Consider the following 15,029-nt stretch of genomic DNA (forward strand, 5'->3'; position numbering starts at 1 on the left):
GCGTAAATTATCTGACGCTACTCAAAAATGTTGTATCTTTAAATACATCGTTTAATTTGACGATAAGTTAAAAAGATAATGAGAATCAGCCGCACTTTGTCGGTCTTTAATCAGATAAGCTTGGTTTTGGTGGGTTTTAATCACAAGGCAATTACTTTTAACAATTTTCTATAGGTTTAAATACAAAGCAGGGTAGATTTTGCCAAAATCTGGCTTAATGTCGGTTGTCAAGGTTAGTCATGTATTTAGAGCATCCGTATGTGGAGAGTGGAGGATGGTCAAGTTGATAACAATAGAGTATCTATCTTAAAATTTTTTTGTTTCTTCCTTTATCATTATGACGCAAGCTAAATGTTTTGGAGGGATTAATATTATCATATTTTTATCCTCCTGATGTTTTATTCTTTTTACCACACCTTGCGGCCTAAACAGTTCAATATTACAGAGCCAATCCGAATAATTTACAGGCATTTTGCGTGGTTTGATGAGCGATCGCTTCTACTGTCTCTCCCCGCAACTGAGCTAATTTATCCGCTACATAACGCACATAAGCAGGCTCGTTGCGTTTTTCGCCCCGTTTTGGAACAGGAGCAAGGAATGGACAGTCTGTTTCAATTAATAGGCGATCGCTACTTACCATCGCAGCTGAGGCGTGAATGTCTTTAGCGTTTTTGAATGTCACAGTCCCGCTAAAGCTAATATAAAAACCCAGGTCAAGGAACCATTGAGTTTCTTCGGGTGTTCCACCCCAGCAATGCATAACACCCCGAATACTTCCCCCTTTAATATCCTGCCATTTTTGCAAGATTTCCCTCAATGAACTGGCTGCATCCCGACAGTGAATAATCACTGGAAGGTTGAGTTCGGCTGCGATGGCTAGTTGCGCTTCCAATACCATGTGCTGTTGCTCATAGTTTTCAGCTTTGTAGTAATCCAGACCCATTTCGCCAATCGCTACTACTTTCGGTTCTGAACTTGCCAAGTATTTAATTTTCTCGGCTGTATCACTTTGCCATTTTTCGGCATCTAAAGGATGCAACCCCACAGCAAAGCTAAGTTCGGGAAATTGGTGGGCGATAGCTTGAATGCTGGAAAACTCTGATGGCTCGACACAAGAATGTACTAAACGTACTACTCCCGCTTCTTGCCACCGCGATCGCACTGCTGCTAAGTCTGGTTGGAAGCTATCAAAGTTAAGATGAACGTGGGTGTCAATCAGCTGCATTTTCGTCAATTATCAATGGTCAATTGTCCAAAGTCTGAGTTATTGACTCTGGACTCTTGACTTTGGACTACTTACTATGCTGTTTGTGCGAGTGGCTTGAGTCTTTGAGCTAGTCTCGATTTTTTTCTAGCACCATTGTTAGGATGCAGTACGCCACGCTTAACAGCTTTATCAATTTTGCTGTAAGCCTCAGCCAACCGTTCTTCTACTTGCTGTTTGAGTTCGGGCGTAGGATTAGCCGCGTAGGTTTCTACAACAGTAAGGTATTTTTTCATCAGCGTCTTAACAGCTGATTTGTAAGTTTTATTACGCAGCCGATTTCGTTCTCCGATTTTGGCGCGCTTGAGAGCAGACTTTGTATTCGCCACAGTCAATTCCAAAAAGACTATTAATATGTACACACACTACTAGATTTACTAATATAGCATCTAAGATGCCAATGTCAGAATTTCCCCAAAAATTTTTGGGAAATAGCAAAAACAAAGAGTGTGCGGGTGTCGGGTGTCAGGGTATGAGGAAAATCTTACCGTTACACTACTACACGGTTCACACCCAACCTAAGATTTTGTATGCTGAACCTGGGAATTAAGCTAGAATAAAGTACTTCAGTAAATTATTTCCCTAACTAACTACCACTATTATCAGCGGTGTAACTGTCAATGTTGCTTCCGAATCAGGATGAATTGTCAGTAGACACTAACTATAATGAGTCGTCTGATAAATTTACCCATATGCTGGTAGCCTTGGTGGTATCAAAAAAATCCAGGTTAAGCTAGAGATGAGAATCAGAATGAAACTCGCCACCCTTAGGGGTTAAGAGCAAGACTAATTCTCAGGAATAATCTAAAAATTTTGGCATTTTCCTTACTCCATGCTGCGAATTATTACTCAGCAGGCAGACGTTATAGCAGAACTACAACGTATCTGCGATCGCACCCATGACGAACAAGTGGTTCATAAAGAAGCAACGGTGCGGGAAGTGTTGCAAGCTGTAAAGCGTCAAGGCGACAAAGCTGTGTTACATTACACGGCTGAATTTGACAACCAAACCTTGAAGCAAGAAGAACTACGTGTTACGGGTTCAGAACTGGATGCAGCTTATCAACAAGTGTCTAAAGAATTACTCAAAGCAATCCAATTAGCTTGCTCTCAGGTTGAAGCATTTCACCGTCAGCGAGTCCCAAAAAGCTGGGTAAATTTTGGCGAGGATGATGTAGTGTTAGGCAAACGCTACACTCCTGTAGACCGAGCCGGGATATATGTACCTGGGGGACGTGCTTGCTACCCTAGCACGGTAGTCATGAATGCAATTCCAGCCAAAGTGGCAGGTGTACCGCGCGTGGTGATGGTAACGCCTCCAGGCGCGGGGAAAGTAATTAACCCAGCAGTGTTAGTAGCTGCCCAAGAAGCTGGAGTGCAAGAAATTTACCGAGTTGGTGGAGCGCAGGCGATCGCAGCTTTAGCCTATGGTACAGAAACAATTCCGAAAGTCAATATAATTACCGGGCCGGGCAATATTTATGTCACTTTAGCGAAAAAACTCGTCTATGGAATTGTCGGCATTGATATGCTGGCAGGCCCTAGCGAAGTGCTAATTATTGCTGATGAATACGCAAATCCTGTCCATGTGGCGGCTGATATGCTAGCGCAAGCAGAACATGATCCAATGGCGGCGGCGATTTTGCTGACTACCGATCCTGCTTTGGCTAAAAACGTGCAAGTAGCAGTTGAAAGACAATTAGTTGATCACCCACGACGGATAGATACAGAAAAAGCGATCGCTCACTATGGCTTAATTGTGCTGGTAGAATCTCTCGAAGCCGCAGCAGAACTTTCTAATGAGTTTGCCCCCGAACACTTGGAATTAGAAATCAAAGACCCTTGGGCTATCTTGCCAAAAATTCGCCACGCAGGAGCTATATTTTTAGGTTACTCAACACCAGAAGCCGTAGGTGATTATTTAGCAGGCCCTAACCACACACTCCCCACCTCTGGTGCTGCTCGTTATGCTTCCGCATTAAGCGTAGAAACCTTCCTCAAACACTCTAGTATTATTCAATACTCACCAACTGCCCTGCAAAAAGTAGCTGGCGCAATTGATTTATTGGCAACAGCTGAAGGTTTACCTTCTCATGCTGATTCAGTTAGACAGCGAATTCAGCAAGATGAGTGATAGCAATGCTTAATTTTTTCCTATACTTTTAGCAATTGTCACTTGTTGGCTTCACACTTAAATTTTAAACAGTAATTGCTGAAATGCGATTTTATGGCGCACAGCATAGCTAAGTTTAGATAAACTCAAATTTCCATGAGATTGTGTGAACATTGAGTGTCAGGGGTCTACGTTTGAGGAGACGAGGGCAGTGCTAAAAAATATTTTGGTAGCTCTGGATGGGACGGAACTTGCAGAACGCGTAATTCAGGTTTTAGGTGATTTGGTATTGTCAGCAGAAACCAAAATTGTTTTTTGCCATGTTTTTCCCACGCCAGAATCAGAACTAGAACTATCCGCAGACCGGCCTCACCCTGAATCACCAACTTTGTCTTATTTTCATGTTGAAAAACAACTGCAAGCTTACCAAGAAAAGTTATCTATTCAAAGTGCAATCGAATTAGTCACTGGCGAACCTGCCGATGAAATTATTCGCCTAGCTAATATTTATAAAGCTGATTTAATTATTATTGGTAGTCGCGGTTTGACTGGGATGAAACGAATTGTTCAGGGTTCTGTCAGCAGTCAAGTAGTGGAAGAAGCTAATTGTTCAGTTCTGGTGGTTAAGTCAAAGTAATAATTAACAACGTCAGCAAAAGAGGTTATGACTACAACTACCCCAAAACTCACTTTTGCCGAATACCTAAAATACAATGATGGCACTGATACTCGTTACGAACTAGTCAATGGAGAATTGATTCCCATGAGTTTGGGAAGTGGACAGCATGGGGCAGTGGTGGCATTTCTCTATCATCGCTTTCGAGATGAAATTCTCAGACTCAAATTAGATTGGACTGCTAAACAAATGGTTATTGGTGTTCGTTCTCCCCGTGCTGGCAAATAGGATACATCAAGAATTCTTGATGTAGTTGTAGTTCCCTTGTCACAATGGCAAGAATTAAGAAACAGAGAAGCGGTAATTGAAGTTAATGAACCACCCCCTTTGTTAGTAGTAGAAGTCGTTAGTGAATCAACAAAGACAGTAGATTATCGAGCCAAGCGAGTTGAGTATAATGCTCTGAATATTCCAGAGTATTGGATTGTAGATCCTTTAATAAACAAAGTGACTGTTTTGACATTAGTTGAAGAACTATACGAACCAGTAGAGTTTGTTGGTGCAGAAAGGATTTTATCGGCAACTTTTACCGAATTAGAATTAACAGTTGAGCAAGTCTTATTGGCTGAAGATTAGTAAAGTTTTTTGAAAGAATTTGGAGCTAGAGAAGCTTGAGAATTAAGCCCACATTATTTTGGGTTCCCTAGCTTCCTAAGCTTACCGTTTACCAGCCTGTAGTAAAAACTGACGTAAGCTCAATAAACTCAGGGTTTGACCTAGATTTAGGGGAAACATCGAAATTCCTTCCAAGCGGGACTGTACCCAACCCTCGCCCCAATACCATTCATGGAAACCGTCAATACCGCCACTCAGCACTAAGCGCAGGCAATTAGTTTTCGCTACATCTACTTGATGATGAATTGAGATCGGCCCAGTCCAGCTTGTAAACTGGAAGCCTGGATAAATTTCTTCTGGCATTCCTGGGGCAAAGCGTTGTCCTAATAGCCATTTTTCTAGTTGTGCAGGACGCAGTAAGCTATCAGCAATGGCACTAGCTGATGCCTCGATTTCTATTCGCAGTTGGCTTTGTTGATAATTACCGAACATTATTTTGAAAAATATAAGGAATTCAGGAAAAATCTTTTGAGTGATGAATTATGGCAATAGGCAAGGTAGTTAAGACATTACTCAACTCTGTAACCTCTCACCTGTTACCTATCCCCTATTTCTAGTATTGCAAATGCGATCGCTAATCCTCCTACCCTCACTTTAAATCGCAAATCAGAACATAGAATAGAAAATACGTACTTGTTAAGAAATGTAAGGTTTTTTCATGGCGGATCAGTTAATTCGCGCTACAGCAGCTGAAGGTGGGATTCGTGCAGTAGGTGTCATTACTACACGTTTGACGGAAGAGGCTAGGCAGCGTCACAAGCTTTCCTATGTAGCCACAGCCGCACTAGGGCGCACTATGACAGCAGGCTTATTAATGGCTTCTAGTATGAAACGTCCTGGCTCTAGGGTGAATGTCCGGGTTAAAGGCGATGGGCCTTTGGCTGGTATATTAGTAGATGCAGGCTTAGATGGAACAGTACGCGGTTATGTCGGAAACCCATCTGTAGAGTTGCCTCCCAACGCCAGAGGTAAGCTTGATGTCGGTGGTGCAGTAGGCAATGGCTATCTCTACGTTGTCCGAGATATTGGTTATGGCTACCCTTACTCTAGTACCGTAGAACTTGTTTCTGGGGAAATTGGTGACGATATAGCTCATTACCTAGTAAGTTCCGAACAAACACCTTCAGCTTTGGTTTTAGGCGTATTTGTAGGTGCATCGGGAGTAACTGCCGCAGGTGGGTTGTTAGTGCAAGTTTTACCTAAAGCTGCCAGAGATGAAGCTTTAGTAGCAACCTTAGAATCACGGGTGGCTGCCTTATCAGGATTTACCCCATTGTTGCAAGCTGGTAAAACACTACCAGAAATTTTTAATGATCTGCTAGGAGATATGGGACTAAGCATATTTCCCGAAACTCAGATATTACGTTTTCACTGCGGTTGCTCTTTTGATCGAGTACTAGGCGCACTTAAGATATTAGGAGAGGCAGAACTCCAAGATATGATTGTTAAAGATGATGGGGCTGAAGCAACTTGTGATTTTTGTGGCAGAGTGTACCAAGCAAGTAGCGATCATTTAGCACAGTTAATTGTTGATTTACAAGCTGAATCTTCTGTTTCTCAAGAAAGTATAAAATAAGACTGATTCAAACAATGGTTAAAGGTATACCAGGAGAAAGATGAGAAAAACAGTAGCTTTTTAAGGCTGACAAAGCTACTATGGCAACAACTAAATTCTTGATATAGAACCGATCGCTGTTTAATAAATTTTTGGTGTGAGAAATGACAGAGCGGGATATTCCAGACGGTTGGACTCCAGGCAAAGCCAGAGAACCAGATCATATAAACCGAACACCTCATTTCGGCGACAATCAAGCATTTGCCATCCCAGCTACTGGTTCTACCTCTAATTCCGTGAAGCAACAAACAGAAAGTAACTCCGACGGACTACCTATAAAAGACAATCATTCAGCAGAAAGTAGTTCACCCAGCAAACGTTCCAGGCCTTTGCCACGCTGGATGAAAAGTTGGGTGTTATGGTCAATATTATTAGCGTTGATTCCTGGCAGTATAGGGTTTTTGGCAATGGCAATGTTATTGAAGTTGCCAGCTGCTCCTAACTGCCCCTCGATTTTTTGGCCGTTAGCGAGTGCGTCGGTGCGGTTGCACTGCGCTCAGTTAGCGGCTTCTAAACAGACGGTCAATGATTTGTTACAAGCGATCGCTCTGGTTAAACAATTACCACAAAATCATCCCCTGCGTGGCGAAATTGATCGGTTTGTCGAGGAATGGTCACGGGATATTTTAAAATTAGCTGATCAAAGTTTTCATGGTGGCAATTTAGAAGAAGCGATCGCCATAGCCGAGAAAGTACCTGAAGACCTGCCAGCCTATAAGTTAGTAGATGAGAAGATTAGCAAATGGCAAACTATCTGGGCTAAGGCAGAAGATATCTACAAAACAGTAGAAGAACAATTGCAGCAAAGGCGTTGGCAATCAGCATCTTTGCTGGCAGCAAAATTACAGTATGTAGACAACCAATACTGGGCAAGTACTAAATACGATCAACTCAACCGCCTGATTGTATCTGTACGGGAAGATGGCGATAAATTAGATAAAGCTGATAGTTTAGCTAAATCTAAAGTAGTAGATAACATATTAGAAGCAATCAAAATTGCGGAATCGATTCGGGAAGATAGCTATTTCTATAAAAAAGCCCAGGAGTCCATTCCCTTATTTGGACGGAAGATGCTGGATTTAGCACAAGCTAAGTTGGATGCAAAAGATGCAGATACAGCCTTAGACATTGCTAGGCAAATTCCCGACAATACTAAATTACAAGCCGATATAGAAGACTTTATCGCTTTAGCAGACGCGCAAAGAAGTGCTTGGCTAGGTACAGTTGCTAGTTTAGAAACTGCGATCGCGCAAGCACAAGAAATCGACCCTTCCCGGCCAAACTATAATAAAGCACAACAATTAATTGCCCGTTGGCAATTAGAAATTGAAGATGTTGCCCGCTTAGAAAAAGCGCGGACACTGGCGAGCCAAGGTACAATTAACGACTTAGCAGCAGCAATTGTTGAAGCCCAGCAAATACCAGGTAATAATCCTCGTGGTTCAGAAGCTAGACAAGAAATAGGCCGTTGGCAAGCTCAAGTACAAACAATCGAAGATAGACCTTACTTAGAGCGTGCCGAACAAATGGCATTACTAGAGGATATCAACTCCTTGCAGGCAGCGATCGCAGAAGCTAGCCAAATCCGTAGGGGTCGGGCATTGTATCCAGATGCTCGCAAAAGAATTAATAATTGGACAGCTAAAATACAACGCATTCAAGACCAGCCATACTTAGATCAGGCAAGAGACTTAGCTCAAACTGGAGATTTAGCAGCAGCAATTAACACAGTCCAACCAATTGCATCTTCAGGAAGATCGCTTTCTGGCGAAGCACAAGCAGCTATTGATGATTGGCAAGGGCAAATTCGTGCTAAAGAAAATTGGCAGAAAGCACGGGAAATGGCAGCTGTGGGAACACCAGGTGCTTTAGTTGAGGCTATTCGTTTAGCTGAAAAAGTACCTAGTAGAAGTATTCTCCGCTTAGATGCGAATGTCGGCATTGACCAATGGAGTCAACAATTATTAGATATTGCCCGTAATCAAAGTAATACAAATCTCAGTCAAGCAATTGAAACTGCTGGGTTAATTCCTAAAGGAACGAGTGTTTACAGTACTGCCCAAGAGCAAATTAGAACTTGGCAGCAATTTTTAAATCCCCAACCTGTACCTCAGCCTGAACCTCAGTTACCTCAGCCATCTAGTACAGAGGGTACTAATTTGTAAGTAATTTTTTGTAGAGACGTAGCATTGCTACGTCTTTACATGATTTATATATCAGACTTCCTGTTTAAGTTAGTTCAAGAAAATAGAACCGTCTGATTGAATTCTCATCGCTTTTCTATCTTGAGCTACATCAGTAGCTTCATTTAACCTGACTTCTAGCATTCCTTGTTGTTCAGAAGAAGGCTGTGGGGTTACTGTTAATAATCCACCATCTTCTCGTTCAAATGTAACAGTAACTGGTGCGCTGATATTTTGTAGCATCACATTTGATTTACCTGGAAGAGAGCGCGCTGCGGTATCACCGATTACTTGATAAGTTACTTTAGCCGCAGTATCATTCACAAGATTAATGTTAACTAAACCATTAGCAAGGGCGATGGTTGCACTAGGAGCTTGTTGTTGTGATGGCAAAGGTGTTTGAGTTGTGGTTCCACCTGTAGAAACCTGTGGATTTACCGAAGTACCTTGATTAGATGTTGCGCCTTGTGATTGTCGCCCTTGGGAGAAAGTATTAGGTGGGCATCCTTCAGGTACAAGGTTTCTACTGTTAAAAGGTTCTTGATAATAGACTTGAGGGCAAGGATTAAGTTGTCCTCTATTAGCATTTGTCTGGGGTGTTTCTCCGCCTACGCCCAGTCCTGTTTGGTATGGTGAGGATGTAGTTGTACCAGGGGATTGAGTTTGAGCGCGGGCTGTGGACAGAATCCCTTGGTTAGCTAGTCTTTGAGTTATTGCATTAGCAGGACATCCTTCAGGTACTAGAACTCGATTATTAAAAGGTTCTTCGTAGAAAACACTAGGGCAGGGATTCACTCTAGAATTAGTTTGCCTTAATGTTGGAGAATTAGATTCTTGTGCTACTGCTGTTTGAGAAATTGCAGGCACACTAATCAGTAAACCTCCGCACATAACACTGAAGATGCCAGCATATTTGCGTAATTTTTGAGATTTCATATTCATGGTTAACTCCTAATGATATTGAGTATGTTTTCCAAAACCCTATAAATTTGTGAATTTTGCATATCTAGTATCGGCATCTTCCTGAACCCCTTTCTTGATATGAAAGAGTTGTCAACTTTGGATGTGCATTTTGTGCCTGCCCCATTGCGTAGTTAGTAGTAAATAAGGAGAGGCAAAGATTGAGCGAGTTCATATTAAATTGTGCTGATTACTCAACTGTATGGTTTTGGTAGGAATATTGTGGTTGATGCCGATCCCTCAATAATCTCAATTTAAAAATTTAATTATGGTGATATATCTAACTGGGGGATAAAAAAATAAAAAAATATAAAAAAATAGTTATTCCTAAAGTAGGAAGACAATAATAAATTTTTTATTGATTGTAGCGATAATAATTTCAAAACTTTTGTTGACTTAAACCTAAGCTTGATTTAAAGCAAATTCTATATGAGTTATGATGGATATCTGTATGCCCGTAGTAGACGTTTAATTAAACGGCACAGATGACACAAGGGATGAAATCGCTATGCAAATAGCTTGTCGGTATTAATGTAAGCTCTCTGATATTATGCGTGAAATTTCTAACTTTTGGATAGATAGCATTTGAACTTCTGGAGGACACTAAGTGTTTTTGATTTGTGCGAACTTACATAAGTAAGCATAAAGACTCAAAATTAACAAGCACAAAAAACAATGCCAGATCAAACATTTAGAAAAAACATTCCAGAAGTTGACCCAACGGAGATTGAAGATTCTCGAACTGCGATCGCCGACGAACATAGCTCCTTTCTAGAAAAGGTTATGGTTCAAGCCGGATTTGCCGATCTATATGACGCAAGAGACTTTAGCGAAGTTGTGTTTCGCGTCATGCGCGACTTAATGACGACAGATGCGATTGATCGTGTTGAGTCAGAGCTGCATCATGAGGCTGTGCCTACAGAAGATAAAGCACTCGAAATGGAAGTCGCTGAACTTTGGAAAGACACCAATCCAATTGTGAGATTTTTAAGTCGAGTCCGTCAACCTTTAAGAGGGCCGGCTCCAATTGGGATTGATTCCAATCTATTTCTTACCAGAGTTGCTAATGAAGGAGGACTACCTGGGACAGTAGACCGAGATCAGGCAATTAAAGCGGTCTTCTCTGCTACCAAAGACGAACTTTCCGAAGAGCGAATTCAAGAAATTGCTGGCTGGCTCCCCGATCGCATCCGTGAGCTTTGGGAACAAGCCTAATTAAAAGTCAAAAAAAGTCAAGTCTGTTTGCGGATGATTATCTCAAACAGGCTTTTTGTTGAAAAATTGACTAATTTCACAAGAAACAAAAAAATAAAATTTAAGACTCTAGAGTTATGGGTAGAGTGACAATAAAAGTCGTTCCTTTGCCAAGGGTACTCTCAACTTGAATTTGTCCTTGGTGATGTTCGACAATAGCTTGAGCGATCGCCAGCCCTAATCCTGAACCAGTAGCTTTGTCTGTGCTTATACTTTCACTCTTTTTGTGAGTACGTGCAGGATCTACCCGATAAAAGCGGTCAAACAAACGTGGTAGTGCTTCTGAGGGAATACCAGTACCGGTATCACTCACCTTGATTTGTAATTGAGCAGTGTTGGTACGCATTCTCGACACGCGATTAGTTCCTTCTAGGCGTGCCAATTCCACATTTACCTTTCCATCTGTGGGAGTATACTGTAATGCATTACCAATTAAATTTGTCAATAGTCTGATCAGTTGATCCCAATTGCCTAATACTGTAAACCAATTTTCTAGCAATTCAGGACTAGTGTCGGCAGTAGGAGGGTCAACTAACTCTAAATTTAGATTGATACTCTTTTCCTTAGCTAACAGTTGCTGTTCTTCGACAACTTCCATAAGCAAAGCATCTAAAGGACAATGCGAAAAATCAACTTTACTAATACCACTGTCTTGTCGTGCTAAAAACAGTAAGTCATTAACTAACTTACCTAAACGTTGCGTCAGCCGTTCCACTACCTTTAATTGTTGGCGGTAGTTAAAACAAGTACTAGCTTCTGTTTCTACTAATTCCAATTCAGACAGTGCAACCTGCACATTAGTTTGAATCAAAGCAATTGGACTTCTCAGTTCATGGGAAGCATCAGCAGTAAATTGCTTGAGACGTTGGTAAGATTCACCTACAGGTTCCATTGCTTTACCAGAAAGAAACCAGCCACTTGCAGCTACAGATAGTAACATTAACCAAATACCCAAGGCTAAATCTATAAGTAGCTGGCGGCTGGGTTTGGTAACTTCAAACCAAGGATGACTTACACGCAGATATCCTAATACTTGTCGTCCAAATTCCACACGCTGTGTTACTTGACGCAATGATAATTCTGAGTCTCCCCACTGGTCTTGTTTAGCTATTCGGACTGTTTCGCCAGTATGATTACCGTGAATGGGGATATTGAGAGGTTCTGATAAAGTTGACCACAGCAGTTGACCAGTAGGACTAAACCATTCTAAGTCGATATGGTCATCGTCCGCATTCTGAGCATTGTTGGGAAAACTGGCTTCTACATTGATGCGGAATTTGTCAGTATTGTTATTCACTGATTCGATGACAAGCGATCGCTCTACAATTTCCACCACATGATTAAGGGTATCATCAATCCGCTCCACCAAAGTACTACGGACATACAAATACACACCACTAGCAAACAGTAACAGTAACACCGCAGTTACAGCAGTATACCAAATAGCGAGACGACGGCGAGTAGCTTGAAACATACTTGCAAACTAGAGCTACTTACGTAGATTTATCATTAACAAGGACTATTAAATAAAAATATAGTAAATAAACGGAATATTATACCAAAATAATTATTCTAATTAATAAATAAGCAAAGCATACTCTGAGTTCATAAATGTAGCCACTTCATCATTTAAAAACTTATTTTAAATAATTAGGGCTTAACTAATAACTTACTTCATTTCAAAAGCAAAACATAGGTAATACTAATAGTAATTTTACGGTTTAATATTTTTTTGAAAACTTTATAGCAATTTAATTAGTGAAAAATAACCATAACATTCTGTTGGACAACAATGTGTCTATCTAGTGATTTTACCAGTCTATATATATATAAACTTTACAAATTTTAGTGGTTTTTCTGATGTGCCATTTTTACTACAAGGATAGATTTATTTTGTAATCTTATCCCCAAGATTCATTTATATAGTCACCATGAAAAAAAACTTATTTCTAGCTGCATTCAGTCTCAGCACAGCCGCTCTCGCAAGCGCCTTATTATCTACACCTGCAAAAGCTGTTGACTATGGTGTAAAAATTGAGGTAGTAGTTCCAGATGTAGTGTTTTTAGAGACTTACGATACTATCACATTCAAACCAACAATTGCAGATTTAACAGGAGGTAATACCTCAGGCACATTTACATCTGCTAAAACTGATGTAACAGGAGATTTAGCCTCACCTACTATATCTCAATCTCTTGGTGGTATTACTGGCCCTGGTTTAACTTCTACAAACAAAACTTACGAAAATGTTCCTGTATATAGGTTTTGGGGACTAGGTGGCGGTACTGGTAAAATTCGCCATAAGATTAGTTATAACGGCAATGATTTGACAAAAGGTATAAACGGTTCGACAGTAACCGTTTCTGTTACAGGTAACAATGCGACAGGAATCGCAGACGATGCGCCTGGTTTAGATTATGCTGAGGCCATAGAGAAAACATTAAACTTTACTTTCAATTTTGCGGGAGTTCAAGAGTCAGGACTTCACACGGGAGGAGTTTTAACAATCACAGCTACTGCTGAATAAGTAAGTTGACTTAATCTTTAAACTTACTTCAGTCTGTGTTATTAAAATGGCAGTTAAGACTGATTTAGAGCAAGATAATTTTGCTTGGTTAATTTCTCTGTGGTGTATCTTCAATATTTTATTAATATCTCCTCCACAGATTTTATGTTAACTCAACCTGCCTCAGCAGGCTAAAACACTGGAGGCTGCTGAGGCAGCCTTTACCTTTTTAGGATAATTGTTTGCTAAAAAGATGAAATATTACTATTGCTCTAGTTGTACTTAATTGCCAAATTCATCGTTTTATAAATTACCTAATAAAAAATTTGATGAAGCTGCAAGTTTGTCTTGGTATAGCATCAGCTTTACTTTGTATGTTCCAACTTAGCAATGTTGGTAGTGCAAAAGCTCAAATAGTTTGTGGCAGTAGCGAGAGTGTTACAGATGGTTGCCTAAAAATCACCAATGAACCTTTACAAATTCCCCTATCAGAAATTGTTGAAGGTCAAGTTGTCCAAATAGTTGGCTCATTTGGCTCAACGCCACCTAATCTTCATAAAGAAATCAACCGCACAATTACATGGGAGGTAGAAGTTACAGAGGGAAGCGAGAATAATTTATCAGTAACTTATGAATTCCCAAATGTAATTAACACTCATCAACCATCATCTGAAATCCCTGTTGAACTTGTTCATGAAACAAAACCAAGTTTTAAGGGAAATAGTTCCAACTCAGGTAAAGTTATTGTGCAAGGTTCAGCTACTTTTAAATTTAATTTATCAGCCATAAAAGCATCTGGTAGTTATTTGGGAAACCTAATCATAAGAGTAACAGAATGACAAGGTAACTAGTTAATATAAATTTCATAAATAGAAACAGCAAAGTGGTGTATTAAGTTATGAGAAAAATATCTATAAGTCTTCTAGCTGCTGTCGGTCTATCTGTTTTGGCATCTTGCCCGACATCAGCAATATCAATTGGTGTTAGTCCGCCAAGATTTGAATTAAATCTTGGGCAAAAAAAGCAAAACACTCAAGTTTTTAAAGTACTAAATAACGGCTCGAAACCAGCCACATTTAGAGTTTATACTCAAGGCTGGACATTAAATGAAAAAAACGAAACTCAGCCTATATCTTCAACCGAACAGTCACTAGCTCAATGGATTATAGTTAATCCAGTTCAGTTCACTCTTCCTCCTGGTCAAACTCAAACAGTACGCTTTGCTGTTCGTCCTCGTGTTCAGCCAAATCCAGGTGAGCATCGAGCTTTTATCTTCATAGAAGAATTACCCTCTGACAACGAAATCATCGATCCGAAAGCAACAGTAGCTGTTAAAGTTGTTGGGCGTTTTGGTGTTGCTGTTTACGGCTACGTTGGTGACATTAAAAGAGTTGGTGTGCTCAATTCAATCATAGTAGACACAAAAGCTGCTCCTGTAAAAGCAGCATTTGATATTTCCAGCCAAGGTAATGCTTATGTCCGGTTGAACGGACAATATGGAATTTGGCCTGCTAATAAATATCCTGGCGCAAGTGTAACTAAAAAAATCGCTAACTTACAATCGAAAAAAACACAATTACCAGATGGTTTGTTAGAAGCAGGCTCGCTACCTTCAAATCCTGTATTGCCTGGTACTCGCCGTCAATTGATACTTAACATCAGCAAAAAATTACCACCTGGTAAATACGTCTTAGATGTTGATGGAAATTTGAATGCTACTGCAATTGATAAGGGTATTACCTTTACAGTGGCAAAGTAAATACAACAGTTTTAAGACTAACTCTTTTACTCTTTTAGTCGCCTTTTAACCGCTCCTGATATTGTAGATACTTCGTCTTTTCT

Annotated in this window: 13 protein-coding genes and 1 pseudogene; 9 read left to right on the top strand and 5 right to left on the bottom strand. The window is 40.4% G+C overall.

Going from position 1 to position 15,029, the window contains the following annotated elements:
• Positions 1 to 439: 439 nt before the first annotated feature.
• Positions 440 to 1,225 carry a TatD family hydrolase gene (locus tag H6G76_RS06035; RefSeq protein WP_190696931.1) on the bottom strand — a complete coding sequence of 262 codons (786 nt, stop codon included), beginning with the start codon at positions 1,223 to 1,225 and terminating at the stop codon, positions 440 to 442.
• 74 nt (positions 1,226 to 1,299) lie between these two features.
• Positions 1,300 to 1,593: a 30S ribosomal protein S20 gene (gene rpsT, locus H6G76_RS06040; protein WP_190696934.1), complete on the bottom strand. Its 294-nt coding sequence runs from the start codon at positions 1,591 to 1,593 to the stop codon at positions 1,300 to 1,302.
• Between the two features lie 503 nt (positions 1,594 to 2,096).
• Between rpsT and hisD the strand changes: the two genes are divergently transcribed.
• From hisD to H6G76_RS06055, 3 genes and pseudogenes are all read left to right on the top strand, one after another.
• Positions 2,097 to 3,398 (top strand): histidinol dehydrogenase, encoded by a 1,302-nt coding sequence (gene hisD / locus H6G76_RS06045; protein WP_190696937.1) that lies wholly within the window; start codon positions 2,097 to 2,099, stop codon positions 3,396 to 3,398.
• Positions 3,399 to 3,588: 190 nt separating this feature from the next.
• Entirely contained in the window at positions 3,589 to 4,014 is a 426-nt protein-coding gene (locus H6G76_RS06050; protein WP_190696940.1) for a universal stress protein, read from the top strand.
• Between the two features lie 27 nt (positions 4,015 to 4,041).
• Positions 4,042 to 4,629: pseudogene (locus tag H6G76_RS06055) on the top strand (Uma2 family endonuclease).
• A gap of 81 nt (positions 4,630 to 4,710) precedes the next feature.
• Here the strand turns inward: H6G76_RS06055 and H6G76_RS06060 are convergent.
• Positions 4,711 to 5,100 carry a hypothetical protein gene (locus H6G76_RS06060; RefSeq protein WP_190696943.1) on the bottom strand — a complete coding sequence of 130 codons (390 nt, stop codon included), beginning with the start codon at positions 5,098 to 5,100 and terminating at the stop codon, positions 4,711 to 4,713.
• A 226-nt stretch (positions 5,101 to 5,326) separates the two neighbouring features.
• On the opposite strand from H6G76_RS06060, the gene hslO reads away from it, so the two are divergent.
• Both hslO and H6G76_RS06070 read left to right on the top strand, forming a co-directional pair.
• A complete protein-coding gene (gene hslO / locus H6G76_RS06065) occupies positions 5,327 to 6,244 on the top strand; it encodes an Hsp33 family molecular chaperone HslO (RefSeq protein ID WP_190696947.1) in 918 nt (305 codons plus the stop codon).
• Positions 6,245 to 6,387: 143 nt separating this feature from the next.
• Entirely contained in the window at positions 6,388 to 8,448 is a 2,061-nt protein-coding gene (locus tag H6G76_RS06070; RefSeq protein ID WP_190696950.1) for a chromosome segregation ATPase, read from the top strand.
• Between the two features lie 69 nt (positions 8,449 to 8,517).
• On the opposite strand, the gene H6G76_RS06075 is transcribed toward H6G76_RS06070, so the two are convergent.
• Positions 8,518 to 9,408: a hypothetical protein gene (locus tag H6G76_RS06075; protein ID WP_190696953.1), complete on the bottom strand. Its 891-nt coding sequence runs from the start codon at positions 9,406 to 9,408 to the stop codon at positions 8,518 to 8,520.
• A gap of 693 nt (positions 9,409 to 10,101) precedes the next feature.
• Between H6G76_RS06075 and H6G76_RS06080 the strand changes: the two genes are divergently transcribed.
• Positions 10,102 to 10,641 carry a DUF2267 domain-containing protein gene (locus H6G76_RS06080; protein ID WP_190696956.1) on the top strand — a complete coding sequence of 180 codons (540 nt, stop codon included), beginning with the start codon at positions 10,102 to 10,104 and terminating at the stop codon, positions 10,639 to 10,641.
• Positions 10,642 to 10,741: 100 nt separating this feature from the next.
• On the opposite strand, the gene H6G76_RS06085 is transcribed toward H6G76_RS06080, so the two are convergent.
• Entirely contained in the window at positions 10,742 to 12,154 is a 1,413-nt protein-coding gene (locus tag H6G76_RS06085) for a cell wall metabolism sensor histidine kinase WalK (protein WP_190696959.1), read from the bottom strand.
• A 457-nt stretch (positions 12,155 to 12,611) separates the two neighbouring features.
• Here H6G76_RS06085 and H6G76_RS06090 point away from each other — a divergent pair, with 457 nt between their 5' ends.
• The 3 genes from H6G76_RS06090 to H6G76_RS06100 all read left to right on the top strand — a co-directional run bounded on the left by H6G76_RS06090 (position 12,612) and on the right by H6G76_RS06100 (position 14,946).
• The gene (locus H6G76_RS06090; RefSeq protein ID WP_190696961.1) at positions 12,612 to 13,208 is read left to right on the top strand and encodes a hypothetical protein; all 597 of its coding nucleotides are present in this window, start codon (positions 12,612 to 12,614) and stop codon (positions 13,206 to 13,208) included.
• 308 nt (positions 13,209 to 13,516) lie between these two features.
• A complete protein-coding gene (locus tag H6G76_RS06095; RefSeq protein WP_190696964.1) occupies positions 13,517 to 14,026 on the top strand; it encodes a hypothetical protein in 510 nt (169 codons plus the stop codon).
• A 59-nt stretch (positions 14,027 to 14,085) separates the two neighbouring features.
• Entirely contained in the window at positions 14,086 to 14,946 is an 861-nt protein-coding gene (locus tag H6G76_RS06100; RefSeq protein ID WP_190696966.1) for a molecular chaperone, read from the top strand.
• The last annotated feature ends 83 nt before the right edge of the window (positions 14,947 to 15,029 follow it).

The sequence above is a fragment of the Nostoc sp. FACHB-152 genome (genome assembly GCF_014697475.1).
Classification (GTDB): Bacteria; Cyanobacteriota; Cyanobacteriia; order Cyanobacteriales; family Nostocaceae; genus Nostoc_B.